Below are 24,685 nucleotides of genomic sequence, written 5' to 3' on the forward strand. Positions count from 1 at the left end.
TCATCCGCTCCGATCAGCGTCCCGCAATCTTGCGCATGGTTTTTGTTTTTGGAAGCGTCCGTTCTTTCGAGAACCCATGAAAGAAGACCTCTATGTTCAATAAGCATTCAGTCGAGATCGACTGGGGCGGACGCCCACTCAAGCTCGAAACCGGCAAGATCGCCCGCCAGGCCGACGGCGCCGTCGTCGCCACCTATGGCGAGACCGTGGTGCTGGCCACCGTCGTCGCTGCGAAGGCGCCGCGCGAAGGCGTCGACTTCTTGCCGCTGACCGTCGATTACCAGGAAAAGGCCTACGCTGCGGGCCGCATTCCCGGCGGCTATTTCAAGCGCGAAGGCCGTCCGACCGAGAAGGAGACGCTGGTCTCCCGCCTGATCGACCGTCCGATCCGCCCCTTGTTCGTCGACGGCTGGCGCAACGAGACCCAGGTGATCGTCACCGTGCTCTCGCATGACATGGAGAACGACCCCGACATCGTCGCGCTGGTGGCCGCGTCCGCTGCGCTGACCCTGTCCGGCGCGCCGTTCAAGGGCCCGATCGGCGCGGCCCGCGTCGGCTTTGCCAATGACGAATTCATCCTCAATCCGACGCTCGACGAGATGGTCGACACCCAGCTCGACCTCGTCGTCGCCGGCACCGCCGACGCCGTGCTGATGGTCGAATCGGAAGCCAAGGAGCTCAACGAAGACATCATGCTCGGCGCCGTGATGTTCGGTCACCGCCACTTCCAGCCGGTCATCAACGCGATCATCGAGCTCGCCGAGAAGGCCGCCAAGGAGCCGCGCGAAGTCACCGTCATCGACAATTCGGCGCTCGAGAAGGAAATGCTCGGCCTGGTCGAGCAGGAGCTGCGCGCCGCCTACGCCATTCCGGTCAAGCAGGATCGCTACGCCGCGGTCGGCAAGGTCAAGGAAAAGGTGATGGCTCACTACTTCCCCGAAGGGCAGGAGCCGAAATACGACAAGCTGCGCGTCGCCGGCGTGTTCAAGGAGCTGGAAGCCAAGATCGTTCGCTGGAACATCCTCGACACCGGCAAGCGCATCGACGGCCGCGACAGCAAGACGGTGCGCAACATCGTCGCCGAGGTCGGCGTGCTGCCCCGCGCCCACGGTTCGGCGCTGTTCACCCGCGGCGAGACCCAGGCGATGGTCGTGACCACGCTCGGCACCGGCGAGGACGAGCAGTACATCGACGCGCTGTCCGGGACGTACAAGGAAACGTTCCTGCTGCACTACAACTTCCCGCCCTATTCGGTCGGCGAGACCGGCCGCCTCGGCGGCACCAAGCGCCGCGAGATCGGCCACGGCAAGCTCGCCTGGCGCGCGATCCGTCCGGTGCTGCCGCCGCACCACGAGTTCCCCTACACCACCCGCGTGGTGTCGGAGATCACCGAGTCGAACGGCTCGTCGTCGATGGCTTCGGTCTGCGGCGCCTCGCTGGCGCTGATGGATGCGGGCGTGCCGCTGAAGCGGCCGACCGCGGGCATCGCGATGGGCCTGATCCTCGAGGACAAGCGCTTTGCGGTTCTCTCGGACATCCTCGGCGACGAGGACCATCTCGGCGACATGGACTTCAAGGTCGCCGGCACGGAAGCGGGCATCACCTCGCTCCAGATGGACATCAAGATCGAGGGCATCACCGAAGAGATCATGAAGGTGGCGCTGGCTCAGGCCAAGGACGGTCGCATCCACATCCTCGGCGAGATGTCCAAGGCCCTCACCGCCGCCCGCGCCGAGCTCGGCGAATACGCACCGCGCATCGAGACCTTCAAGATCGCCACCGACAAGATCCGCGAAGTGATCGGCACCGGCGGCAAGGTGATCCGCGAGATCGTCGAGAAGACCGGCGCCAAGGTCAACATCGAGGACGACGGCACCGTGAAGGTCGCCTCCTCTGACGGCGAGGCGATGAAGGCCGCGATCAAGTGGATCAAGTCGATCGCGTCCGATCCGGAAGTCGGCCAGATCTATGACGGCACCGTCGTCAAGGTGATGGAGTTCGGCGCCTTCGTGAACTTCTTCGGCTCCAAGGACGGCCTCGTCCACATCAGCCAGCTCGCGTCGAGCCGCGTGCAGAAGACCTCCGACGTCGTCAAGGAAGGCGACAAGGTCAAGGTCAAGCTGCTCGGCTTCGACGATCGCGGCAAGACGCGCCTTTCGATGAAGGTGGTCGACCAGACCACCGGCGAAGACCTCGAAGGCAAGGACAAGGGCGGCGAGGGCGAGAAGGCCCCGCGCGAAGCCGCCGGCGAGTAAGGCCTCGCGACAGTCCGGAAACGCCAAGGGCGGCCGAAAGGCCGCCCTTTTTCTTTGCCGTGCCGCCTGCATCATGGGGGCCATGCGCGCTTCCGCCGCAGCGTCGGATTGACCGCGATCGAAACCCGGAATGGTTGGTGTTGCGTAACTATAGGACCGCCGTGCGCTTCATCAGCGGATCGTCCCAAGACAGGAGAACCAAATGACGTCCATATCCCGGCGCCGCCTCATGTTCACTGCGACCGGCCTCATCGCGGCTGCCGCTGCCCCGCGCTTGGCGTTCGCGCAAGCCGCCATGGCGCCCACAGGGCCGTTCAAGCTCGATCCACTGGCCTATCCGACGAACGCGTTGGAACCGCATATCGATGCCAAGACGATGGAGATTCATCACGGGCGCCATCATCAGGCGTTCATCACCAACCTGAACAATTTCGCCAAGGACAATCCGCAGATCGCCGAGAAACCACTCGCCGACGTGCTTGGCAACCTCGGCACGGTGCCGGAAGCGATCCGCACCGGCGTTCGCAACAGCATGGGTGGCCACGCCAACCACACGATGTTCTGGCGGATCATGGGACCGAACGGAGGCAAACCGGAAGGCGCCCTGCTCGCTGCAATCGACAGCGACCTCGGAGGCATGGAAAAGTTTCAGGCCGACTTCAACGCTGCCGGCGGGCGCGTGTTCGGCTCGGGCTGGGTGTTCGTGACCGTCAGCAAGGACGGCAAGCTCGCGATCGAGACAAGGCCCAATCAGGACAATCCGATGATGGACGGCAAGCGGGCGCTGCTCGGCAACGACGTCTGGGAGCACGCCTATTATCTGAACTACCAGAACCGCCGCGCCGATTATCTCAAGGCATGGTGGAACACGGTGAATTGGAAGGTCGTCGGCGAGCGCTACGCTGCCGCGAAGGCCGGCACACTCGACGTGTGAGGACGATCGGAGACCATAAAAAGGGCGGCCTCTCGGCCGCCCTTTGATCTATCGCTTGATGATCGGGATCACGCCACGATGTCGTAGCGGTCGAGGTTCATCACCTTGGTCCAGGCCTTGGCGAAGTCCTTGACGAACTTCTCTTTCGAGTCCGAGGTGGCATAGACCTCTGCGAAGGCGCGAAGCTGCGAGTGCGAGCCGAAGATCAGATCGACGCGCGTTGCGGTCCACTTGACGGTGTTGGTCTTGCGGTCGCGGCCTTCGTAGACGCCGTCGGCACCGGGCGGTGCCCATTGCGTGCTCATGTCGAGCAGGTTGACGAAATAGTCGTTGGTCAGCGCACCCACCTTCGAGGTGAAGACGCCGTTCTTCGAACCGTTCGCATTCGCGCCGAGCACACGCAAGCCACCGACCAGCACCGTCATCTCCGGACCGGTCAACCTCAGCAGCTGGGCGCGGTCGACGAGGGCCTCTTCCGGCTGCATGAACTGATGCCGCTTGCCGATGTAGTTGCGGAAACCATCGGCGCGCGGCTCCAGCGGCGCGAAGGAGGCCGCGTCGGTCTGCTCCTGCGAGGCGTCCATGCGGCCCGGCGTGAAGCCGACCTTGACCTCGACGCCGGCATCCTTGGCGGCCTTCTCGACCGCTGCGGTGCCGCCGAGCACGATGAGGTCGGCGAGCGAGACCTTCTTCGCGCCGGACGACGCGTTGAAGTCCTTCTGGATCGCTTCGAGCTTGCCGAGCACCTTCGCGAGCTGGGCCGGGTCGTTCACCTCCCAATCCTTCTGCGGAGCAAGGCGGATGCGCGCGCCGTTGGCGCCGCCGCGCTTGTCCGAGCCGCGGAACGTCGAGGCCGACGCCCAGGCCGTCGAGACCAGCTCGGGCACCGTCAGGCCCGAGGCCAGGATCTTGGTCTTCAACGAAGCGATGTCCTGATCGCTGACCAGCTCGTGGTTCACGGCCGGAATCGGATCCTGCCAGATCAGCGTCTCCTTCGGCACCAGCGGACCGAGATAACGCTGGATCGGCCCCATGTCGCGATGGGTGAGCTTGAACCAGGCACGGGCAAAAGCGTCGGCGAATTGATCGGGGTGCTCCAGGAAGCGGCGCGAGATCTTCTCGTAGATCGGATCGAAGCGCAACGACAGGTCGGTCGTCAGCATCGTCGGCCGATGCTTCTTCGACTTGTCGAAGGCATCGGGGATGATCGCGTCGGCACCCTTGGCGGTCCACTGGTTCGCACCGCCCGGGCTCTTGGTCAGCTCCCATTCGAAGTTGAACAGGTTCTCGAAGAAGTTGTTGCTCCACTTCGTCGGCGTCTTCGTCCACGTCACCTCGAGACCGCTGGTGATTGCATCACCCGAGTGACCCGTGGCGTGCTTGCTCTTCCAGCCGAGACCCTGATCTTCCAGCGCGCCCGCTTCCGGCTCGGGACCGACCAGCGAGGGATCGCCCGCGCCATGGGTCTTGCCGAAGCTGTGGCCGCCGGCGATCAGCGCGACGGTCTCTTCGTCGTTCATCGCCATGCGGGCGAAGGTCTCGCGGATGTCCTTGGCGGCGGCGACCGGATCCGGCTTGCCGTTCGGACCTTCCGGATTGACGTAGATGAGGCCCATCTGCACGGCGCCGAGCGGCTCGGCCAGCTGGCGCTCACCGCTGTAGCGCTCATCGCCGAGCCAGGTGCCTTCGGGGCCCCAATAGAGCTCTTCCGGCTCCCAGACGTCGACGCGACCGCCCGCGAAACCGAAGGTCTTGAAGCCCATCGAATCCAGCGCGACGTTGCCGGCGAGCACCATCAGGTCGGCCCAGGAAATCTTCTGGCCGTATTTCTGCTTGATCGGCCAGAGCAGCCGGCGCGCCTTGTCGAGGTTGGCGTTGTCGGGCCAGCTGTTGAGCGGGGCGAAACGCTGCTGACCGGCGCCGGCGCCGCCGCGGCCGTCGGTGGTGCGATAGGTGCCGGCGCTGTGCCAGGCCATGCGGATCATGAGGCCGCCATAGTGGCCGAAATCGGCAGGCCACCATTCCTGCGAATCCGTCATCAACGCGGTCAGGTCCTTGATGACCGCGTTCAGGTCGAGCGACTTGAACTCCTTGGCGTAATCGAAGTCCTTGTCCATCGGATCGGACTTGTCCGAATTCTTGTGCAGCACCTCGATGTTGAGCTGCGTCGGCCACCAATCGCGGTTTGTGCGCGTGGGTTTTCCGCCCGAAAACGGGCACTTCGAAGTGTCGTCCATGAATACCTCCTCTGGCGGCGTCGAACTCGCGCCCTTGACCAGGTAGAACCACTCTAAGCGCCGCGTCCTATCAGGGGAAGTTGACTTTAATGATCGCTGCGATAGGATTTTCTGATGATCAACCTGACGCTGCGCCAGCTCCGGTATTTCGATGCGCTGGCGCGCCACGGCCATTTCGGCCGTGCGGCCGAATCCTGCTCGATCTCGCAGCCGGCCCTGTCGATGCAGATCAAGGAGCTGGAGGAGGCGCTGGGCGGCCTGCTGCTGGAACGTAGCGCACGGCAGGTCGCGCTGACCCGGTTCGGCGAGGAGCTGGCGCAACGGGTCCGGGACATCCTGCGCTCGGTCGACGAGCTCGGCGATTTCGCGCGCGCTTCGCAGGACCGCTTCGCCGGCCGCCTGCGCATCGGCATGATCCCGACCATCGCACCTTACCTGCTGCCCAAGATCACCAAGAACCTCACGCGCATGCATCCGGAGCTCGACATCCGCGTGCGCGAGACCATGACGCCGCGGCTGATCCAGGAACTGGTGGAGGGACGGCTCGACACCGCCATCGTGGCGCTGCCGGTGTCGGAGCCCTCGCTCACCGAGGTCGCGCTGTTCGAGGAGAAATTCCTGCTGGTGCGGCCGGGCGCCGATGAAGGCACACCGGTGCCGTCACGCGAGATGATGCGCGAGATGCGGCTTCTCCTGCTCGAGGAGGGGCATTGCTTCCGCGACCAGGCCCTCTCCTTCTGCAACTTGCAGGCCGCGCCGCCGCGCGAGATGCTGGATGCGAACTCGCTGTCGACGCTGGTGCAGATGGTCAGCGCCGGCATCGGCGTCACCCTGATCCCGGAGATGGCAGTACCGGTGGAGACGCGCTCCGCCTCAGTCTCGCTGGCGCGCTTCCGCGACCCCGAGCCATCGCGCACCATCGGCATGGTCTGGCGCAAGACCAGCCCGCTGGCGCGGCAGCTGCTGCAGATTTCCGAGGTGGTGTGCCTGTCGGCCGGCAAGGTGCGCGCGCGGCAATCTCTGCGCAGCCAGAAGGCTTGACCGGCGGATGTCGCATCCGATCATCCGCCCCGCCCGCGCGGATGAATACGACGAGATCGGCCGGGTCTGGATGGAGAGCTGGGTCTCGACCGGGCTCGCCGAAGCCAGCGACTTTCTGCTGGCGAACTTGCGTGCGCGTATCAGGCGCGAGATCGAGAACGGCTGGAGCCTGTTCGTCGCCGACGATCGCGGCACGATCGCCGCGATGCTGGCGCTGCATCTGCCGAAGCTCTATCTCGACATGCTGTTCGTCGCACCCGCCCATCAGGGCCAATCGATCGGCCGGCAATTGCTCGCCTTCACACGCACGCAAATGCCCGACGAGATGTATCTGCGCTGCGTCCGCGAGAACGAGAAGGCCTGGCGCTGGTACGAGCGCGAAGGCTTTGTGCTCGAGAAGGAAGAGATCGAGCCGTCGAACGGGTTCGTGATGAAGTGTTATCGGTGGAAGCGGCAACGGCCCGGATAGACGCCGTTTCCACGCTGCAGCTTGCGGTTGTCACGATCCCACCCTAGTGTGACGTGTCCGATAACCTCAACCGTCGCTGCCCCGGAATCCATGGTTCGAATTGCTGTCTCGCTGATCGCGCTCCTGTCCCTACTGCCTCCCGCCGCCGCGCAAGCTCCGCCCGCACCCACCGCGCCTCCTGCTCAGACTGCAACGCCGGCAAAGCCGGCGACCAAGAAAGCAGCAAAGCCGAAAGCACAGCCAGCCCAACCCGCGGAGCAGGCGGCCGCCGGTCCCTGCGGCATCGGCGTGATCGCGGCGACGCAGGATTCTTTCATCGTTGAAAAGATCGGCCTCACGGTGTTTGGCAACGAATATGCGGAAGTGCCGGTTTCCTGGGGCCTGGACGATCTCGTTTTCGCACGCGTGCGTGCGGCTGCCGGCGCCACGCCGCTCCGGCGCATCACCTATCCCAAAGGCACGTTCGACGCCTATTATCACCCGAAGCCCAGCCTGTTTCGCAACGAGCGCGAAGAGCTGACGAACCTGATCCGTCAGATCGCGGGCAATGCTGGCTGCGAACGATATGTCGTCGTCACGCGCGGCGAGGGCATGCTGCCTGGGACCAACCTGCCACTCAGGGGACTCGGCATTCTCAATCGCGGTATCGGCGTCATCAGCCATTCGTTTCTTTACGTCTATCTCGGTGTCACCGTGTTCGACGGCCAGAGCTTCGAAATCAGGAAGGAGCCTGGCGTGACATTGGAAGCCGTCGTGAAGCGTATGACCGACAGCTTTGGGCTGGACGAACATCTGCGCAAAGTGGACAATTCCGTGTTTCCAGCCGCGGCGACCGACACCGCCAGCAACACGACCCTGCGCGACAATATGCGCGATTTCCTGACGGAGCGGCTGGACAAGACCTTGCCGCCTTATTTCGCACCGTGACGGTGCGACGATGAAATTGCTAGCTGCCGCATTGGTCTCATATGCCCTGCTGTCGCCGGCGGGTGGGCAAGTTCAGCCTCCACCAAAGCTGGAGGTAGCGAAGCCTGCCATAAGGAAACCTGCAACGGTCGCCCCGACCAAGCCTGCCGAAAGTGGCCCGTGCCAAATCGGTGTGATTCCGATCGCCGGCGACCTCTTCATGGTCGAGAAGTTCGGTCCCCTGAAGTTTCTCGACAAGTACACGCGCACTTCGGTCGCGGCGTGGGCGCTCGACGACCTCGTCGTCTCCCGCGTTCGTGCCGCCGCACCCGGCATTGCCGTCCGCAGGATCCCCTTCACCCTCGAGGAACTCAGGTCCGGGGGCCGACAGAAGCAGAATCCATGGTTCTATCGCGCCGAAGCCGACGTGAAGGGCTTTGTTCAATTTCTAGCGCCAAAGATCCGCTGTGATCGTTACCTCGTCGTCCACCGGCACGGCGGAACGCAGCGCGAATACGGCATCGGCATCTCGCAATATCCCTATGGCGGGCCCGTGCATCTCTTCGCCATGATGCTCATCCGGATCTATGACGGCCGGACTTTCGAGCTCGTCAAGGAGGCACCGGCCTTAATGACCGAGGACACCTATATCGAGCGGATGACGCACAATTTTCTCGGCGGCCCCTCGATGCAGCTGGATCCTGCGATGTTTCCGGAAAAGCCTGCGGAAGTTGTCAACAATACTGTGCTGCGCGACGGTGTGCGGACGATGCTGATCAAGAGCCTCGACAAGACGCTTCCGACTCTGTTGCAACGTCCGACGTCGCCTTCGTCGCGTTGACCAAGATATCGCTCGTCGAACGACCCATCCCTCTAGACGTAGTGCGTTGCGAATGCGCCGCAAACGCGCCATGAATTGCGCGCCGTTCGCCTCCTGCCGATGGAAGGTTCCTCATCATGATCAAGCTCTATTGGTCGCCCCGCTCGCGCTCGTTCACGACGCTCTGGCTGATGGAAGAGAGCGGCCTGCCCTATGAGCGCGTGCTGACCGACATCTCGACCGGCGCGCAGAAGGCGCCGGACTATTTGAAGATCAACCCGATGGGAAAAGTGCCGGCGCTGACCGACGGCGAGGCCGCGCTCGGCGAAGCCGCGGCGATCTGCGCCTATATCGCCGACCGCTATCCAGAGACCAGGCTCGCGCCCGCCCTGACCGACCCGCGCCGCGCGCGCTATTTGCAATGGCTGTTCTTCTCGCCAGGCTGCATCGAGCCGGCCATCATCCAGATCTTCACCAAGATCGAGATCCCGACCTCGACCGCGGCCTGGGGCAGCGCCACGCAGGTGTTCGACGTGCTGGAGGCCGCGCTCGAAAAGGGCCCGTGGATTCTCGGCGAGGAGTTTTCCGCCGCCGACGTCGTGATCGGCTCGGGCCTGAATTTCGCGATACGCCTGTTCAAGATGGTGCCGTCCCGCCCCGCGTTTGACGCCTATCTCGCGCGCTGCACGGCGCGGCCGGCGTTTCAGCGCGCAGAGAAGATCGCGGCGGGATAGACAAGCTCAGGATTTGTAGGGTTGGCAAAGCGAAGCGTGCCCACCACTTTGCGTCGCGATCATTGAGAGATCGTGGGCACGGCGCGAAGGGCGCGCCTTTGCCCACCCTACAAGGGCACGAAGCTATTCCGATGCCTTCAAATCATCCGGCCGCGGCATCAGGATGGTATTGTAGCCGGAATCGACGTAATGGATCTCGCCGGTGACGCCGCCGGAGAGATCGGACAGCAGATACAACGCCGAGCCGCCGAGGTCGTCGAGCGTGACGCCGCGGCGGAGCGGCGCGTGCTTCTGCATGAAGCCGAACATCGCGCGGGCCTCGCCGATGCCGGAGCCGGCGAGGGTGCGGATGGGGCCGGCGGAGATCGCATTGACGCGGATGCCGCGCGGTCCGAAATCGGCGGCGAGATAGCGCACGGAGGCCTCCAGCGCCGCCTTGGCCACGCCCATGACGTTGTAGTTCGGCATCGCGCGCTCCGAAGCGCCGAAGGTCAGCGTGATCATGCTGCCGCCTTCGGTCATCAGCTCGGCGGCGCGCTTTGCGACCTCCGTGAACGAGAAGCAGGAGATCACCATGGTGCGCGAAAAGTTCTCGCGGCTGGTGTCGGCGTAACGGCCCTTCAGCTCGTTCTTGTCGGCGAAGCCGATGGCGTGGATCACGAAGTCGAGCCTGCCCCACTTTTCGCGGAGCACCGCGAAGGTGGCATCGACACTGGCGATGTCCTCGACGTCGCAAGGCAGCACCAGATCGACGCCGAGCTGCTCGGCCAGCGGCTTGACGCGCTTGCCGAGCGCCTCGCCCTGGAAGGTGAAGGCAAGCTCGGCGCCGTGGGCATGCAGCGTCCGCGCCATGCCCCAGGCGATGGAATGATCATTGGCGATGCCCATGATCAGACCGCGCTTGCCCTTCATCAAACCTTCCATTGCCCAATGGCTCCCATTATTCCGGGGTCATCGCCCGCCTTGTGCGCACTTGCGCACTGGGGCGGGCGATCCAGTATTCCAGAGACGTTCGTTATAAGTCGAGAAGCCGCGGCGTACTGGATGCCCCGCCCCCCGTGCGCAATTGCGCACTAGGCGGGGCATGACAGAGTGCTGGCCTCACGCATCCAGCCGGCTGAACACCAGGGTGGCGTTGGTGCCGCCGAAGCCGAAGGAGTTCGACAGCACGGTACCGATCCTGGCGTTGTCGATGCGCTTGCGCACGATCGGCATGTCGGCGAACACGGGGTCGAGCTCCTGGATGTGCGCGCTCTCGCAGATGAATCCGTTGTTCATCATCAGCAGCGAATAGATCGCTTCCTGCACGCCGGTGGCGCCGAGCGAGTGGCCGGTCAGCGCCTTGGTCGCCGAGATTGGCGGGCACTTCTCGCCGACGCCGAACACTTTGCGGATCGCCTCGATCTCCGGCGGGTCGCCGGCCGGGGTCGAGGTCGCGTGCGGGTTGATGTAGTCGACCTTGGTCTTCACCGTCGACATCGCCATGCGCATGCAGCGCTCGGCGCCTTCGCCCGACGGCGCCACCATGTCGTGGCCGTCCGAGGTCGCGCCATAGCCGACGATCTCGCCATAGATGCGCGCGCCGCGCGCCTTGGCATGCTCGAGCTCTTCCAGCACCAGCACGCCGGCGCCGCCGGCGATGACGAAGCCGTCGCGATTGAGATCGTAGGGCCGCGAGGCCGTGGCCGGCGTGTCGTTGTACTTCGAGGACATCGCGCCCATGGCGTCGAACAGCACCGACAGCGACCAGTCCAGCTCCTCGCAGCCGCCGGCGAAGATGACGTCCTGCTTGCCGATCTGGATGGTCTCATAGGCATTGCCGACGCAATGGTTCGAGGTCGCGCAGGCCGAGGATATCGAATAGTTCACGCCCTTGATCTTGAACCAGGTCGCGAGCGTCGCGGACGCCGTGGAGGACATCGCCTTCGGCACCGCAAACGGGCCGACGCGCTTCGGCCCCTTGGTGCGGGTGATGTCGGCGGCTTCGACGATGGTGCGCGCCGACGGACCGCCGGAGCCCATGATGATGCCGGTGCGGATGTTGGAGACTTCGTCGGGCGACAAGCCGGAATCCTGGATCGCCTGCTCCATCGCAACGTGATTCCATGCCGCGCCCTGGCCGAGGAAGCGCATCGCGCGGCGGTCGACCACCGTCGACGGATCGAGCGACGGCTCGCCTTGCACCTGCGAACGGAAGCCGAGCTCGGCATATTTCTCAGCCCGCGAAATGCCCGACTTCGCCTCGTGAAGGCTCGCAAGCACTTCCTGGGTGTTGTTTCCGATCGACGAGACGATGCCCATCCCGGTGACCACAACCCGCCTCATGACAGCCTCGCCTCAATCGTTGTCTTCGTGGTGATGCGCTCAGCCCAGGCTCGTGCCCTGCTTGAACAGGCCGACCTTCAGATCCTTGGCGCGATAGATAATCTGGTCATCGACCGAAAGCCACCCGTCGGCGATGCCGAGCACGAGCTTCGAACGCATCACGCGCTTGATGTCGACGTTGTACACAACCTTGCGGGCGTCGGTCAGCACCTGGCCGCCGAACTTCAGCTCGCTCAGGCCAAGGGCCCGGCCGCGGCCTTCACCCCCGCTCCAGCCGAGGTAGAAGCCGACCATCTGCCACAGCGCATCGAGGCCGAGGCAGCCGGGCATGACCGGATCGTTCTTGAAATGGCAGCCGAAGAACCAGAGATCGGGCTTCACGTCGAGCTCGGCGCGCACCAGGCCCTTGCCGAACTCTCCGCCGTTGTCGTTGATGTCAGTGATGCGGTCGAACATCAGCATCGGCGGCAGCGGCAGCTGGGCATTGCCTGGGCCGAACATCTCGCCGCGGGCACAGGCCAGCAGATCTTCGTAGTCGTAACCGTTGCGCCTGTTCAGCATTCGCGAGCCTCTGTTCAAATCCCGATTGAGCGGCGTTCCTGGCGAAAATGGGCCCCGTCTCGATCGGACAGCAACGCCAATTGCCACCGCCGGCCGCGACTTGCGCAAGCTTCGGATGGACTGTCGACCGGACCTCCATGCACGGCTGCGCCAAAATCGGCTAAGCGGAACCGCGCGCTCTCTAACACAGCCCATTTCAGGTGGCAAAGCGCAGACATGAAGGTAAAATGACGCGCTCCCCAGCCGGTTCCAAGTCTGATTAGAACCTCTCTAGTTGCGAGAAACTTGCATCTGCATCTTTCTGTTCTTATATTACAGAGAGATATTGTTCACGCGTGCCCGAAATCTGGAAATGAACGAGAATACCGCGTCCCAACACGACGACGACCATGCCGCGGCCCTGCTGTCCGGCCGCCAGCCGGCCTTGACCGGGTGTCCCTGGCACGACGTCAACGAGATGCTGCAGTCCGCAGGGTTGCGGCCGACGCGCCAGCGCATGGCGCTGGGCTGGCTGCTGTTCGGCAAGGGGGCACGCCACCTCACGGCTGAAATGCTCTACGAGGAAGCCACCCTCGCCAAGGTCCCGGTGTCGCTGGCGACCGTTTACAACACGCTGAACCAGCTCACCGATGCCGGCCTGCTGCGCCAGGTCAGCGTCGACGGCACCAAGACCTATTTCGACACCAACGTCACCACCCACCACCACTATTATCTCGAGAACAGCCACGAGCTGGTCGACATCGAGGATCCGCATCTGGCGCTGTCCAAGATGCCGGAGGTGCCCGAGGGTTACGAGATCGCCCGCATCGACATGGTCGTGCGCCTGCGCAAGAAGCGCTGAGCTAGCCTTAAACTGCTGAAATCGTCGTCATGGCCGGGCTTGTCCCGGCCATCCACGTTTTTGGACCAGGCGTGAAGGGCGTGGATGCCCGGGACAAGCCCGGGCATGACGTTGGAGCAGCAGCTTCGCTCTGTCGACGTCAGTTAACCTGCTCGTCGGCGTAGACGCCCCAGAGGCGCTCCTGCTGGATCCAGCCGTCGAAGCCATTGCCGATGACGCGGCACCAGCCTGCGGCGCATTTCTTGACCTGGGTGACGACGCCGGCCTGCAGCTTGGCCGCAACCGCGCTGTCGGGATCGGGCCGGTCATAGATCGGGGCGAGGTCGTCCTTGTGCTTCATGGTGACGACCGCGGTGCGGCGGCCCGACAGCAGCGAATGATAGACCCAGCCCTCGGCGCCTTCGGAATCGCGCACCCGACGCCAGTTCTCGAACTCGGCGGTAATTTCGACCGGCAGGCCGGCACGGGTGTAGACCCAGGCGACGTCATTGTCCTTGGTCGGGCCGGCGCGGACGTTCACGTGATCCGATTTGAGGCTGACATAGCGCGGCACCGGCAAGCCGCTGGTGGCCTGCGGGGTATTGTCCTTCGCCGCATGCAAGGGGTCGACCAAGGCGCTCAACCACATGCACACGAGCGCCATCACCGAATAGAAACGCCCCAACGCCATCAACCCGTCTCCTTCGAAGACCCGGTAGACCGGGCCCTCACCCCAAATTCCAAAACCCTGCCGCGCCTGCCCTTCTCCCCGCCTACGCGGGTTCCAAGCCTTAAGCCGTGGTTCTTGTCTTGGCCCGGCCTTCTGCTAGAGAGAACGGGCATTTGAGCAACCAATTGGCCCCGATTTTTCCGGCCGGAAATGTCGGGTGAGCTTGGAGGAAACGCCGGGGATAGACACGGCAAGGGCAGTGTCGAACAACCGGGTTAATGAGGCCTCAACGACCGGCCTTTGGCGACAGAGGCGGCTTGCGATGTCTCATGAGAGCAGGACATGTCGGTGAAGAAAAAGCCCCTCGTCGTGGTGACGCGCAAGCTGCCGGATTCGATCGAGACGCGGATGCGCGAATTGTTCGACGCGCGGATCAATCTCGACGACACGCCGATGTCGCCCGAGCAGATCGCGGAAGCCGCCCGCACCGCCGACGTGCTGGTGCCGACCGTGACCGATCACATCAGCGCCGACGTGGTGAACCAGCCCGACTGCAAGCTCCGTCTGATCGCCAATTTCGGCAACGGCGTCGACAATATCGACGTCGCTGCCGCCCATGCCCGGGGCATCACCGTCACCAACACGCCGAAGGTCCTGACCGAAGACACCGCCGACATGACCATGGCGCTGATCCTGGCCGTGCCGCGGCGCATGATCGAAGGCGCCTCGATCCTGACCGACGGAAAACCCTGGCCCGGCTGGTCGCCGACCTGGATGCTCGGCCACCGCATCGGAGGCAAACGCCTCGGCATCATCGGCATGGGCCGCATCGGCCAGGCGGTGGCGCGCCGCGCCCGCGCCTTCGGGCTGCAGATCCACTATCACAATCGCCGTCCCGTCGCCCCCGTGATTGCCGAGGAGCTGGGGGCGACCTATTGGGAAAGCCTCGACCAGATGCTGGCGCGGATGGACATCATCTCGGTAAACTGTCCGCACACGCCGGCGACCTATCACCTGCTCTCGGCGCGGCGACTGAAGCTGATCCGCAAAGACGCCTATATCGTCAACACCGCGCGCGGCGAGGTCACCGACGAGGACACGCTGATCAAGCTGATCGAAGGCGGCGAGATCGGCGGCGCCGGCCTCGACGTCTACGAGCATGAGCCCGCGGTCAACCCGAAGCTGGTGCGGCTCGCCAAGGCCGGCAAGGTGACGCTGCTGCCGCATATGGGCTCGGCCACGATCGAAGGCCGCGTCGAGATGGGCGAGAAGGTGATCATCAACATCCGCACCTTCCTCGACGCCCACAAGCCGCCGGACCGCGTGCTGCCGAGCATGCTGTGAGACACGGCTCCCTGGGTCGTGGATTTGTGTCGTGGAATTGAGCGGAGCGGCCGCAGCTTACGACGACCGCTCCGAGTCAGTCACTGCTTCGCCAATGCGGCCAGGATCGGGCCGGCTTCGGCGTCCTCAACGCATGGCGTAACCGTGATCTCCATCACGTTGGCCCATTGGGCATACCATTGATACATGGCCTTCGGGTCGTTGCTCTCCGAAATGGCAAAGCCCGTCCCGTTCATTCCGTGCCAGCGGCCGAGCATCTTCACACCTTCCGGCGGCGCTCCCCCCGTCTTCAGAAACTTCTCGATTGCGGAGTCGATCAAGTTCGGCGGCAATTTCCAGCTCGAGATGTACTTCATAGCAATCTCCAATCTGAAATTTCCATTCGCCTTGCGGCGAGGCGAATTCAATCACGAACAGAGATGCTTGCAAGGGCCTATTTCGTGCCCGCGCTTACGCGCGATGGACGCTGAGATCCTCGAACACGGGCCCGTCGCCGTTGAGCGGATTGGCGGGATCGCGCGAATAGCGCAGCGTCTCGAAGCGCATCGCGCGCGCATCGATCATCAGGAGGCGGCCGACGAGGCCGTCGCCGAAACCGACGATCTCGCGGATCGCCTCCAGCGCCATCATCGAGCCGAGCACGCCGGCCAATGCGCCCATGACCCCGGCTTCCGCACAGGCCGGCACGGTGCCGGGCGGCGGCGCTTCGGGAAACAGGCAGCGGTAGGTCGGATTGAACTCGCCCTGCTCGCCCGTCTCATGCGCACGGATGGTGGTGAGCGAGCCGTCGAAGGTGCCGAGCGCCGCCGATATCAGCGGCCGCTTGGCGAAGAAGCAGGCGTCGGAGACGAGATAACGCGTCGAGAAATTGTCGGAGCCGTCGAGCACGAGGTCGTAATCGCCGATCAGACTGAGCGCATTGTCGGCGTTGAGCCAGGTGGCGTGGCCGACGAAGCGGACGTGCGGGTTGAGCGCCGCGATCCGCTCGGCCGCACTCTCGACCTTGTGCCGGCCGATGTCGGGCGTCGTATGGATGACCTGGCGCTGCAGATTGGACAGCGACACCACGTCGTCGTCGACCACGCCCAGCGTGCCGACGCCGGCGGCGGCCAGATACATCAACGCAGGCGCGCCGAGCCCGCCGGCGCCGATCACCAGCACCGAGGCCCGCTTCAGCGCGGCCTGACCGGGGCCGCCGACGTCGCGCAGGACGATGTGGCGGGCATAGCGTTCGAGTTCGTCCGGGCTCAGCATCGTCCTACATTCCTCTCACTCCTCATGGTGAGGAGCGCGGAACGCGCGTCTCGAACCATGAAGGCCCCGATCTCGCCCGCGGCCATCCTTCGAGACGCGGCCTGGAGGCCGCTCCTCAGGATGAGGACTTGAGCTCGCGGCTCCTGTCAAACCTGAACCACCGCAACATTGTTCGCGACCAACGAGATGTGCTTGAATGGCACGCTTTTCAATGTTTTGGCGTTCAATGGGCTGGCTGGATTTGTCATGAGATCGATGCTTGCGGCAACCTTGGTGTTTGCGGCCGCCACGGGCGCGCATGCCCAGATGACCACGTCGCCGGTCGCCGGCACCAAGCCGAAAACGGTCCAGACCGTCCCGATCCAGCCTCCCGCAATGCAGACGCCGTCGGCGACGGCCGAGGCCATGGCAAAAGCCGAGCGGCTGGCGCTGCAGTCCGACCTCGCCTGGGTCGGCCAGTATAACGGCGCCATCACCGGCGACGTCAGCGAGCGCATGGTCAACGCCATCAAGGAGTATCAGAAGGCCAAGGGCGGCAAGCCGACCGGCGTGCTCAATCCGCAGGAGCGCACAGCGCTCGCCGAGACGGCGCGAAAGAAGCAGGAGAGCGTCGGCTGGAAGATCGTGACGGAGCCGACCAGCGGTGCCCGGCTCGGCATTCCCGGCAAGCTGGTGCCGCAGCAGGCAAGCGACGCCAACGGCTCGAAATGGACCTCGCCGACGGGGACCGTGCAGGTGGTTCTCAGCCGCCGCAAGGAGGCGAACCCGACCTCGGCCAAGCTCGCCGATCTCGAGAAGGAGCCGTCCGGGCGCAAGGTCGATTACACCGTGGTGAAGCCCGACTTCTTCGTGCTGTCGGGCTTGCAGGGCCTGAAGAAGTTCTACGTCCGCGGCAGCTTCAAGGGCGACGAGGTCCGCACCATGACGATCCTCTACGACCAGGCGACCGAGAATACCGTCGAGCCGGTCGTGATTGCGATGTCGAGCGCGTTCAACGCGTTTCCGTCGGGACCGCTGGCCGGGCCGCCGCCGCGCAAGACGGTTGAATACGGCACCGGCATCGTCGTCAGCGAGGACGGCGCGATCGTCACCGACCGCCTCGTCACCGACGGCTGCCTTGCAATCACGATCGCCGGCCATGGCAACGCCGACCGCCTCGCCGAGAACAAGGAGCACGACCTCGCGCTGCTGCGCATCTACGGCGCGCGCGGGTTGAGGCCGCTCGGCCTCGCCGGCGGGGCCGCGAAGACCAATGTCGATGTCGTCGGCATCGCCGATCCGCAAAGCCAGGGCGGCGCGGCCGCCGTGTCGAGCCTCAAGGCCGCGCTGACGCCGGCGACGAGCGGCAATTCCGCGCTCTCGCCGCCGCCGGCGGTCGGCTTCTCCGGCAGCCCGGCCGTCGACGCCGACGGCAAGTTCGCCGGCATCGCGCTGCTGAAGCCCGCCATGGTTGCAGGACCTCCGACATCGATACCGGCATCACAGGCTTTGATGGTCCCCGCGGAGGCGGTGCGGGAATTCCTGAAGGCGAACGGGGTCACGGCGAATGGCACGTCGACCGATGCAAAGGCCGCGGTCGTACGCGTGATCTGCGTGCGGAAGTAAGGCGCTGCGGACGTCTCTCGTGTCCCGGACGCGGTGCGGCACGAAGTGACGCTCCGCAGAGCCGGGACCCATGCCACCGGCAGTCGTGCTTGTTGCTCTCTGGGCCCGGGCTCTGCAGCGCATCGCTGTCGCGCTGCGCTTTGTCCGGGGCACGGTTGCGCATGCGCCTTACGTACGACTACGGAATCGGTAATGGTACGGATTCGCTGGCATTCGCTATTCCGCCATCATCGTTACCGTTGATTCGGACCTCCGCGATCCCCTTTGGATCGGGCCGGCACGTCCTGAGCGAGAAGCGCTCAGCATCCAGAAGCGATGCACGTTCGCGTGGCGTATCCCTGACCCAGCACTCCAAAGGATTGATCTTCAATGCACACGATCGTACTGGCCACCCAAAAGGGCGGCAGCGGCAAGAGCACACTTGCCGTCGGGCTCGCACTGGCCGCCAAGCAGGCCGGCTTCACCGTCCGCCTGATCGAGACCGACCCGCAGGGCACCCTCTCCAACTGGCAGCGCCGCCGCTTGACCGACGATCTCGTCGTCGAGCCGATCTATCACGCCGCCGACATCGCGCCGCGTCTCAAGATGTTGGCCGATAGCGGCCTCCAGCTCGCGATCGTCGACACCGCCGCCGGCCTTTCCGCGGCTACCACCGCCGCGATCCGCCATTCCGACCTCTGCCTGATCCCGACCCGGCCCAGCGTCGCCGACATCGAGGCGACCGTCTCGACGCTCAGCGTCGCCCGCGCCTGGAAGCGGCCTTACAGCTTCGTGCTCAACCAGACGCCGATCCGCGGTCAGCGCATCGACAACGCCGCGACCGCGCTCGCCGAGGAAGCCGCGCTCGATCTCACTGAGGTGCTCGCGCGTCCGCTGATCGTGATGCGCAACGATCACCAGGACTCGCTCGCCAGCGGCCTCGCGGTCAGCGAATTCGCGCCGAACGGCAAATCGGCGGACGAGATCCGCGGCCTCTGGCGCTGGATCGAGACCCGGCTCGAGCTCGAAGCCACCACCAATGTCCTGATCGACCAGGTCATCTCGGCTGCGCACGGCATGCTGCAGATCGCAGCAGAACAGGCCTCGGACGAGACCACGACACTGGCGTCCTGAGCGGGGCGAACGCTCGGATGACAGTCGGCCTCTTCGCCATCCGGTGACGGAGCCCAAGCGACGAAGCAGTCCGGCCACCAGCCCGGCCGGATTGCTTCGCCTCGCGCGTTATAGTGAAGACTCTATCCTCCCGTCATTGCGAGCGCAGCGAAGCAATCCAGTCTGTCACCGCGGAGGGATTCTGGATTGCTTCGTCGCAAGAGAGCTCCTCGCAATGACGGCGTGGCGAGGTTCGCCTCCGCCGAGATTCACGGCCTCTTGGCGGCATGCCTGATGGTCACCTCTGACATTTCGGGCACCAGAAGGTCGAGCGGCCGTTCTGCACGAAGCGCTTGATCGTGCCGCCGCAGCGCGGCGTCGTGCATTTCTCGCCTTCGCGGTCGTAGCACTTGAACGAGTGCTGGAAATAGCCGAGCTCGCCTGACGTCTGGCGGTGATCGCGCAAGCTGGAACCGCCGGCCTTGATCGCATCGTTCAGCACGGTGTGGATCGCACCGACCAATCTCTTGGCATGGTCCGTCGGCTCGCCCTTCCTGGTGGATAGCGTCGCAGCAATGCGCCGCGGCGACAGATGCGAGCGGTGCAGCGCCTCGCAGACATAGATGTTGCCGAGCCCGGCCACCACGCGCTGGTCGAGCAGCGCGGCCTTCAGGCTGGTGGTCTTGCCTTGGCAGGAGCGCGCCAGCATCGCCGCGTCGAATTCGTTGCCGAGCGGCTCGGGGCCAAGCCCGCGCAGCAGCGGCTCGTCCTCGAGCGCGCCACGCGCAATCACTTTCATGTATCCGAAGCGGCGCGGATCGTTGAAAACGATGTCGGCGCCCGAGGACATCCGAAACAGCACGTGGTCGTGCGCGGAATCCTTGGCCTTCGGATAGTGAAACTCACCGGGCTGAGCCTCGTTGTCCGGCTTGATGACGCGGAACGAGCCCGACATGCCCAGATGCATCAGGAGCACGTCGCCGGAGGCGAGATCGGCCATGAGATATTTTGCACGGCGCCCCAGCCCCGTGACGACCTGCCCCTTGAGCCGGGCCACGAAGTCGGGCTGGAACGGAAAGCGCAAATCCGGCCGGCGGGCCTCCGCGTCGAGGATTTTCGCGCCCTCCATCACGGGCTGAAGACCGCGGCGGACGGTCTCGACTTCGGGCAATTCAGGCATGGTCGGGCATTCACCTTATGAGGGCGGTGTGATAGCGCCATTGCGGCGGGCGGGCTATGGTCCGCCGAGTGGAGTAGAGTAATGGATCGGCCGGGCGAAACCACGCATTTTGGCTTCAGGGACGTTCCCCTCGGGGACAAGCAGACGCTGGTGAACGATGTGTTTCACAGCGTGGCGTCGCGCTATGACCTGATGAACGACCTGATGTCCGGCGGCCTGCACCGGGTCTGGAAGGACATCATGATCACCGCGCTGGATCCGCCCCGGGGCGACCGGCCGTTCGCGCTGCTCGACGTCGCCGGCGGCACCGGCGACGTCTCGTTCCGTGCCGCCAAGGCAGCCGGCCCCGGCTTCCACGCCACGGTGTGCGACATCAATCCGGACATGCTGGCCGTTGGGCGCGAACGCGCCGCCAAGCGTCATCTCGACACCCAGGTCGATTTCGTCGAAGGCAACGCCGAATCACTCGGCTTCGCCGACCGCAGCTTCGACGCCTACACGATTGCTTTCGGCATCCGCAACGTGCCGCGGATCGACCTTGCGCTGCGCGAGGCCTATCGCGTGTTGAGGCCCGGCAGCCGCTTCCTGTGCCTGGAATTCTCGACCGTCGAGATGCCCGGCCTCGACAGACTCTATGATCTGTTCTCGTTCAAGGTGATCCCCCCGCTCGGGCGCATGGTCACGGGCGATGCCGAATCCTACCAATATCTCGTCGAATCCATCCGCAAGTTTCCAAAGCCGGCCGTCTTCGCCGACATGATCCGCGAGGCCGGCTTTGCCCGCGTCGGCTGGCAGACACTCTCCGGCGGCATCGTCGCACTGCATTCGGGCTGGCGTTTGTGATCTCTGCCGTCACCCACCTTGCGCGCCTGATCCGCGCCGCGTTCGTGTTTGCGCACGAAGGCGTGTTCGGCGCGGTCGATCCGAGCCTGGTGCCGCCGCCGGGACAGCTCGCGCTGAAGCTGGCGCGCATCATCGAGCGCCGTGGCGCCAAGCAGGGACCGCGGATCTCGCGCGCGCTGACGCGGATGGGCCCGGCCTATCTCAAGCTCGGCCAGTTCCTGGCCACGCGCCCCGACGTGGTCGGCGTCATCATGGCGCGCGATCTCGAAAGCCTGCAGGACCGCCTGCCGCCGTTTCCGCAAGCCGAAGCCGAGGCCACGATCGCGACCTCGCTGGAACGGCCGCTGACGGACATCTTCGCGAGCTTCGGCCCGCCGGTCGCGGCGGCCTCGATCGCGCAGGTACATCGCGGCGAGGTGGTGCGCGACGGCATCCGCAAGTCCGTCGCGATCAAGGTGCTGAGGCCCAACGTCGCCGCACGCTTCCGCCGCGACCTCTCGGATTTCTTCTTCGTCGCGCACAAGGCCGAGGCCTATTCGGCCGAGGCGCGGCGCCTGCGCCTGATCGAGGTCATCAACACCATGTCGCGCTCGGTCGCGATGGAGATGGACCTGCGGTTGGAGGCCGCCGCGCTGTCGGAGATGGCGGAGAACACGCGCGACGATCCCGATTTCCGCGTGCCTGCGGTCGACTGGGACCGCACCACGCACAACGTGCTGACGATGGAATGGATCGACGGCATCGCGCTGAACGATCACAAGCGCCTCGCCGAGGCGCGGGTCGATCTGCCCGATCTCGGCCGCAAGGTGATCCAGAGCTTCCTGCGCCACGCGCTGCGCGACGGCTTCTTCCACGCCGACATGCATCCGGGCAATCTGTTCCTCGATGACGCCGGGCGCCTCGTCGCGGTCGATTTCGGCATCATGGGCCGGCTCGGCATGAAGGAGCGGCGCTTCCTCGCCGAGATCCTGCTCGGCTTCATCACCCGCGATTATCGCCGCGTGGCCGAGGTGCATTTCGAGGCCGGCTATGTGCCCGCGCATCATTCGGTCGAGAATTTTGCCCAAGCCATCCGCGCCATCGGCGAACCGATCCACAACCGCACGGCGGAAGAGATCTCGATGGCGCGGCTGCTCACGCTGCTGCTCGAGGTCACCGGCCTGTTCGACATGACGACGCGGCCCGAGCTGATCCTGCTGCAGAAGACCATGGTGGTGGTCGAGGGCGTGGCGCGCGGCTTCGATCCCAAGCTCGACATCTGGAAGATCGCCGACCCCGTGGTGCGCGAATGGATCGAGCGCAATCTCGGACCAATCGGCCGCATCGAGGGCGCGCTCGCGGGGACCGGGGACATCGCGCGGGTCTTGATGCGCCTGCCGGAGATCGCCGAGCGGTCGGTGAAGGTGCTCGAGCAGCTCGAGACCATGACGCGGGAGGGCATCAGGCTGTCGCCGGAGAGCATCGCGGCGATGGGACGCAGCGAGGGCCGCAAGAACCGCTGGCGCACCGTGGCGCTCTGGATCATTGCCGCGACCTTCATCGGGATTCTGATTGCCGTCCGGAATCTGTGATTGCTAAAGTGTGATTGCATTGCAATCACTGGAGTGATAGCATCGCTATCATTCCTGCCGGAGGGCGTCATGGCAAGCCTGACCATCCGCAAGCTCGACGACGCCGTCAAAACCTATCTGCGGCTGCGCTCGGCCAAGAACCACAGGTCGGTCGAGGAGGAGGTCCGGGTCATCCTGCGGGAGCTGATCGAGGGCCGCGAGGAGCCGCTGACGCCGTTTGCGGTGCCGCCGGCCCCGTCCGCCGCCCCGACGCCGCAGCACACCGGCGCCCTTCCCGAGGTCAGCGTCACCCTGATCATCGGCGGCGGGATCGCGGCCTACAAGTCCCTCGACCTGATCCGCAGGCTGAAGGAGCGCCGCATCGAGGTCCGCTGCGTGCTGACCAAGGCGGCCCAGCAATTCGTGACGCCGCTGGCGGCGAGCGCCCTGTCGCATGAGCGCGTCTATACCGACCTGTTCGACCCGCAGAGCGAGTTCGACGCCGGCCACATTCGCCTCGCGCGCGACTGCGACCTGATCGTGGTGGCGCCGGCCACCGCCGATCTGATGGCGAAGATGGCGAACGGTCATGCCGACGATCTCGCCAGCGCCATCCTGCTCGCGACCAACCGCAAGGTGCTGCTGGCGCCGGCGATGAATCCGCTGATGTGGAGCAACGCGGCGACGCGCCGCAACGTCGCCCAGCTTCAGCGCGACGGCGTGGTGCTGATCGGCCCGAATTCGGGCGAGATGGCCGAAGCCGGCGAAGCCGGAACGGGCCGCATGTCGGAAGCCATCGAGATTGCCAATGCCGCCGAACGCCTGCTGCGGCCGCCGACGCCGAAGCCGCTCGCCGGCAAGCGCGTGCTGATCACCGCCGGTCCCACCCATGAGGCGATCGACCCGGTGCGCTATATCGCCAACCGTTCCTCCGGCAAGCAGGGCTTTGCCATTGCCGCCGCTGCGCAGGCCGCGGGCGCCGAAGTTACTCTGGTGAGCGGCCCGGTCGATCTCGACGATCCCCCGGGCGTGACGGTGAAGCACGTCGAATCGGCGCGGCAGATGCTGGAGCAGGTCGAGGCCGCGCTTCCCACCGACGTCGCGATCTTCGCCGCCGCGGTCGCCGATTGGCGCGTCGCCAATGAGGGCGAGCAGAAGCTGAAGAAGACGTCCGCCGGCATGCCGCCGCTGCAATTGGTCGAGAACCCCGACATTCTCGCCACGATCTCCAAGCTCACCGACAAGCGCCCGAGGCTCGTGATCGGCTTTGCCGCCGAGACCGAGCACCTCATCGACAACGCCAAAGCAAAATTCGCGCGCAAGGGCTGCGACTGGATCGTCGCCAACGACGTCTCGCCCGCCACCGGGGTGATGGGCGGCGACCGCAACACCGTCCACCTGCTCAGCCGCAAGACCGGTGCGCAGGACGGCGAGATTGCAGTTGATTCCTGGCCGGCGATGACCAAGGAACAGGTCGCCATCGAACTGGTCGCGCATATCGCGAAGAGCGTGACCGGCAAATCCCTGGAGTCCGCATCTTGAGCACTGAAGTCACCGTCGAGCTGCAACGCCTTCCCCATGCCGAGGGCCTGCCGCTGCCGGCCTATCAGACCAGCGAGGCCGCCGGACTCGATTTGATGGCCGCGGTGCCGGACAACGAGCCCATGACGCTCGGACCAGGCCAATATGCCCTGGTGCCGACCGGCCTTGCCATCGCCTTGCCGGCCGGACACGAGGCGCAGGTGCGGCCGCGTTCGGGGCTGGCGGCCAAGCACGGCGTCACCGTGCTGAACTCGCCGGGTACGATCGATGCGGACTACCGCGGCGAGATCAAGGTGATCCTGATCAATCACGGCGCCGCGCCTTTCGTGATCAAGCGCGGCGAGCGCATCGCCCAGATGGTGATCGCGCCGGTGCTGCAGGCTGCTCTGGTTCCCGTCGCCACCTTGTCGCCGACCGATCGCGGCGCCGGCGGTTTCGGTTCGACCGGGCGCTAGGCTTGCTTGCCTCTCCCAGCCCTCCCTCGCGAGCGGGGGAGGGAGCGC

General features: G+C 65.0%; 23 protein-coding genes. 15 read left to right on the top strand and 8 right to left on the bottom strand.

What is annotated here, in order from left to right:
* The first annotated feature begins 92 nt into the window (after positions 1-92).
* Positions 93-2,255: a polyribonucleotide nucleotidyltransferase gene (pnp, locus tag AC24YW_RS22370; RefSeq protein ID WP_487484733.1), complete on the top strand. Its 2,163-nt coding sequence runs from the start codon at positions 93-95 to the stop codon at positions 2,253-2,255.
* A gap of 202 nt (positions 2,256-2,457) precedes the next feature.
* On the top strand, positions 2,458-3,189 hold the full coding sequence (locus AC24YW_RS22375) for a superoxide dismutase (protein ID WP_487484734.1): 732 nt from the start codon (positions 2,458-2,460) through the stop codon (positions 3,187-3,189).
* A gap of 68 nt (positions 3,190-3,257) precedes the next feature.
* Here the strand turns inward: AC24YW_RS22375 and katG are convergent, their stop codons facing one another.
* Positions 3,258-5,426 (bottom strand): catalase/peroxidase HPI, encoded by a 2,169-nt coding sequence (gene katG / locus AC24YW_RS22380; RefSeq protein ID WP_487484735.1) that lies wholly within the window; start codon positions 5,424-5,426, stop codon positions 3,258-3,260.
* Positions 5,427-5,540: 114 nt separating this feature from the next.
* Between katG and AC24YW_RS22385 the strand changes: the two genes are divergently transcribed.
* From AC24YW_RS22385 to AC24YW_RS22405, 5 genes are all read left to right on the top strand, one after another.
* The gene (locus tag AC24YW_RS22385; protein ID WP_487484736.1) at positions 5,541-6,467 is read left to right on the top strand and encodes a hydrogen peroxide-inducible genes activator; all 927 of its coding nucleotides are present in this window, start codon (positions 5,541-5,543) and stop codon (positions 6,465-6,467) included.
* 7 nt (positions 6,468-6,474) lie between these two features.
* The gene (locus AC24YW_RS22390) at positions 6,475-6,936 is read left to right on the top strand and encodes a GNAT family N-acetyltransferase (RefSeq protein WP_487484737.1); all 462 of its coding nucleotides are present in this window, start codon (positions 6,475-6,477) and stop codon (positions 6,934-6,936) included.
* A gap of 90 nt (positions 6,937-7,026) precedes the next feature.
* Complete coding sequence (locus AC24YW_RS22395) at positions 7,027-7,863, top strand: hypothetical protein (RefSeq protein WP_487484738.1); 837 nt, start codon at positions 7,027-7,029, stop codon at positions 7,861-7,863.
* A gap of 16 nt (positions 7,864-7,879) precedes the next feature.
* Positions 7,880-8,683, top strand: coding sequence for a hypothetical protein (locus tag AC24YW_RS22400; RefSeq protein ID WP_487484739.1), 804 nt, complete (start codon positions 7,880-7,882; stop codon positions 8,681-8,683).
* A 116-nt stretch (positions 8,684-8,799) separates the two neighbouring features.
* A complete protein-coding gene (locus tag AC24YW_RS22405; protein WP_487484740.1) occupies positions 8,800-9,396 on the top strand; it encodes a glutathione S-transferase family protein in 597 nt (198 codons plus the stop codon).
* A gap of 123 nt (positions 9,397-9,519) precedes the next feature.
* On the opposite strand, the gene fabI is transcribed toward AC24YW_RS22405, so the two are convergent.
* From fabI to fabA, 3 genes are all read right to left on the bottom strand, one after another.
* Positions 9,520-10,320, bottom strand: coding sequence for an enoyl-ACP reductase FabI (gene fabI, locus AC24YW_RS22410; protein ID WP_487484741.1), 801 nt, complete (start codon positions 10,318-10,320; stop codon positions 9,520-9,522).
* 177 nt (positions 10,321-10,497) lie between these two features.
* Positions 10,498-11,721 (bottom strand): beta-ketoacyl-ACP synthase I, encoded by a 1,224-nt coding sequence (gene fabB / locus AC24YW_RS22415; protein ID WP_487484742.1) that lies wholly within the window; start codon positions 11,719-11,721, stop codon positions 10,498-10,500.
* A gap of 39 nt (positions 11,722-11,760) precedes the next feature.
* A complete protein-coding gene (fabA, locus tag AC24YW_RS22420; protein ID WP_036009034.1) occupies positions 11,761-12,282 on the bottom strand; it encodes a bifunctional 3-hydroxydecanoyl-ACP dehydratase/trans-2-decenoyl-ACP isomerase in 522 nt (173 codons plus the stop codon).
* 352 nt (positions 12,283-12,634) lie between these two features.
* Between fabA and irrA the strand changes: the two genes are divergently transcribed.
* Entirely contained in the window at positions 12,635-13,123 is a 489-nt protein-coding gene (gene irrA / locus AC24YW_RS22425) for an iron response transcriptional regulator IrrA (protein ID WP_025032922.1), read from the top strand.
* A gap of 139 nt (positions 13,124-13,262) precedes the next feature.
* Here irrA and AC24YW_RS22430 read toward each other — a convergent pair whose 3' ends face one another.
* On the bottom strand, positions 13,263-13,793 hold the full coding sequence (locus tag AC24YW_RS22430; protein WP_487484743.1) for an SH3 domain-containing protein: 531 nt from the start codon (positions 13,791-13,793) through the stop codon (positions 13,263-13,265).
* A 321-nt stretch (positions 13,794-14,114) separates the two neighbouring features.
* Between AC24YW_RS22430 and AC24YW_RS22435 the strand changes: the two genes are divergently transcribed.
* Positions 14,115-15,116 carry a 2-hydroxyacid dehydrogenase gene (locus AC24YW_RS22435; RefSeq protein ID WP_487484744.1) on the top strand — a complete coding sequence of 334 codons (1,002 nt, stop codon included), beginning with the start codon at positions 14,115-14,117 and terminating at the stop codon, positions 15,114-15,116.
* Positions 15,117-15,196: 80 nt separating this feature from the next.
* Here the strand turns inward: AC24YW_RS22435 and AC24YW_RS22440 are convergent, their stop codons facing one another.
* A complete protein-coding gene (locus tag AC24YW_RS22440) occupies positions 15,197-15,472 on the bottom strand; it encodes a DUF3303 domain-containing protein (protein ID WP_027572360.1) in 276 nt (91 codons plus the stop codon).
* Positions 15,473-15,566: 94 nt separating this feature from the next.
* Positions 15,567-16,370, bottom strand: coding sequence for a HesA/MoeB/ThiF family protein (locus tag AC24YW_RS22445; protein WP_487484745.1), 804 nt, complete (start codon positions 16,368-16,370; stop codon positions 15,567-15,569).
* Between the two features lie 246 nt (positions 16,371-16,616).
* Between AC24YW_RS22445 and AC24YW_RS22450 the strand changes: the two genes are divergently transcribed.
* Positions 16,617-17,975, top strand: coding sequence for a serine protease (locus AC24YW_RS22450; RefSeq protein WP_487484746.1), 1,359 nt, complete (start codon positions 16,617-16,619; stop codon positions 17,973-17,975).
* 369 nt (positions 17,976-18,344) lie between these two features.
* The gene (locus AC24YW_RS22455) at positions 18,345-19,088 is read left to right on the top strand and encodes a nucleotide-binding protein (RefSeq protein ID WP_487484747.1); all 744 of its coding nucleotides are present in this window, start codon (positions 18,345-18,347) and stop codon (positions 19,086-19,088) included.
* A gap of 277 nt (positions 19,089-19,365) precedes the next feature.
* Here the strand turns inward: AC24YW_RS22455 and mutM are convergent, their stop codons facing one another.
* Complete coding sequence (gene mutM / locus AC24YW_RS22460; protein ID WP_487484748.1) at positions 19,366-20,247, bottom strand: bifunctional DNA-formamidopyrimidine glycosylase/DNA-(apurinic or apyrimidinic site) lyase; 882 nt, start codon at positions 20,245-20,247, stop codon at positions 19,366-19,368.
* Positions 20,248-20,328: 81 nt separating this feature from the next.
* Here mutM and ubiE point away from each other — a divergent pair, with 81 nt between their 5' ends.
* From ubiE to dut, 4 genes are all read left to right on the top strand, one after another.
* Positions 20,329-21,090 carry a bifunctional demethylmenaquinone methyltransferase/2-methoxy-6-polyprenyl-1,4-benzoquinol methylase UbiE gene (ubiE, locus tag AC24YW_RS22465; RefSeq protein WP_487484749.1) on the top strand — a complete coding sequence of 254 codons (762 nt, stop codon included), beginning with the start codon at positions 20,329-20,331 and terminating at the stop codon, positions 21,088-21,090.
* Positions 21,087-22,661, top strand: coding sequence for a 2-polyprenylphenol 6-hydroxylase (gene ubiB / locus AC24YW_RS22470; protein ID WP_487484750.1), 1,575 nt, complete (start codon positions 21,087-21,089; stop codon positions 22,659-22,661). Before ubiE ends, ubiB begins: the two co-directional genes overlap by 4 nt.
* 69 nt (positions 22,662-22,730) lie before the next feature.
* A complete protein-coding gene (coaBC, locus tag AC24YW_RS22475; RefSeq protein ID WP_487484751.1) occupies positions 22,731-24,182 on the top strand; it encodes a bifunctional phosphopantothenoylcysteine decarboxylase/phosphopantothenate--cysteine ligase CoaBC in 1,452 nt (483 codons plus the stop codon).
* On the top strand, positions 24,179-24,637 hold the full coding sequence (gene dut, locus AC24YW_RS22480) for a dUTP diphosphatase (RefSeq protein ID WP_487484752.1): 459 nt from the start codon (positions 24,179-24,181) through the stop codon (positions 24,635-24,637). The genes coaBC and dut overlap by 4 nt, the downstream gene beginning before the upstream one ends.
* Positions 24,638-24,685 lie beyond the last annotated feature (48 nt).

This window comes from Bradyrhizobium sp. USDA3516 (genome assembly GCF_057651995.1).

Excerpts from the sequence above, each read along its gene's own strand:
- pnp (WP_487484733.1), top strand. The coding sequence starts at position 93 with ATGTTCAATAAGCATTCAGTCGAGATCGACTGGGGCGGACGCCCACTC.
- AC24YW_RS22375 (WP_487484734.1), top strand. The coding sequence starts at position 2,458 with ATGACGTCCATATCCCGGCGCCGCCTCATGTTCACTGCGACCGGCCTC.
- katG (WP_487484735.1), bottom strand. The coding sequence starts at position 5,426 with ATGGACGACACTTCGAAGTGCCCGTTTTCGGGCGGAAAACCCACGCGC.
- AC24YW_RS22385 (WP_487484736.1), top strand. The coding sequence starts at position 5,541 with ATGATCAACCTGACGCTGCGCCAGCTCCGGTATTTCGATGCGCTGGCG.
- AC24YW_RS22390 (WP_487484737.1), top strand. The coding sequence starts at position 6,475 with ATGTCGCATCCGATCATCCGCCCCGCCCGCGCGGATGAATACGACGAG.
- AC24YW_RS22395 (WP_487484738.1), top strand. The coding sequence starts at position 7,027 with ATGGTTCGAATTGCTGTCTCGCTGATCGCGCTCCTGTCCCTACTGCCT.
- AC24YW_RS22405 (WP_487484740.1), top strand. The coding sequence starts at position 8,800 with ATGATCAAGCTCTATTGGTCGCCCCGCTCGCGCTCGTTCACGACGCTC.
- fabI (WP_487484741.1), bottom strand. The coding sequence starts at position 10,320 with ATGGAAGGTTTGATGAAGGGCAAGCGCGGTCTGATCATGGGCATCGCC.
- fabB (WP_487484742.1), bottom strand. The coding sequence starts at position 11,721 with ATGAGGCGGGTTGTGGTCACCGGGATGGGCATCGTCTCGTCGATCGGA.
- fabA (WP_036009034.1), bottom strand. The coding sequence starts at position 12,282 with ATGCTGAACAGGCGCAACGGTTACGACTACGAAGATCTGCTGGCCTGT.
- irrA (WP_025032922.1), top strand. The coding sequence starts at position 12,635 with ATGAACGAGAATACCGCGTCCCAACACGACGACGACCATGCCGCGGCC.
- AC24YW_RS22430 (WP_487484743.1), bottom strand. The coding sequence starts at position 13,793 with ATGGCGTTGGGGCGTTTCTATTCGGTGATGGCGCTCGTGTGCATGTGG.
- AC24YW_RS22435 (WP_487484744.1), top strand. The coding sequence starts at position 14,115 with ATGTCGGTGAAGAAAAAGCCCCTCGTCGTGGTGACGCGCAAGCTGCCG.
- AC24YW_RS22440 (WP_027572360.1), bottom strand. The coding sequence starts at position 15,472 with ATGAAGTACATCTCGAGCTGGAAATTGCCGCCGAACTTGATCGACTCC.
- AC24YW_RS22445 (WP_487484745.1), bottom strand. The coding sequence starts at position 16,370 with ATGCTGAGCCCGGACGAACTCGAACGCTATGCCCGCCACATCGTCCTG.
- AC24YW_RS22450 (WP_487484746.1), top strand. The coding sequence starts at position 16,617 with ATGAGATCGATGCTTGCGGCAACCTTGGTGTTTGCGGCCGCCACGGGC.
- AC24YW_RS22455 (WP_487484747.1), top strand. The coding sequence starts at position 18,345 with ATGCACACGATCGTACTGGCCACCCAAAAGGGCGGCAGCGGCAAGAGC.
- mutM (WP_487484748.1), bottom strand. The coding sequence starts at position 20,247 with ATGCCTGAATTGCCCGAAGTCGAGACCGTCCGCCGCGGTCTTCAGCCC.
- ubiE (WP_487484749.1), top strand. The coding sequence starts at position 20,329 with ATGGATCGGCCGGGCGAAACCACGCATTTTGGCTTCAGGGACGTTCCC.
- coaBC (WP_487484751.1), top strand. The coding sequence starts at position 22,731 with ATGGCAAGCCTGACCATCCGCAAGCTCGACGACGCCGTCAAAACCTAT.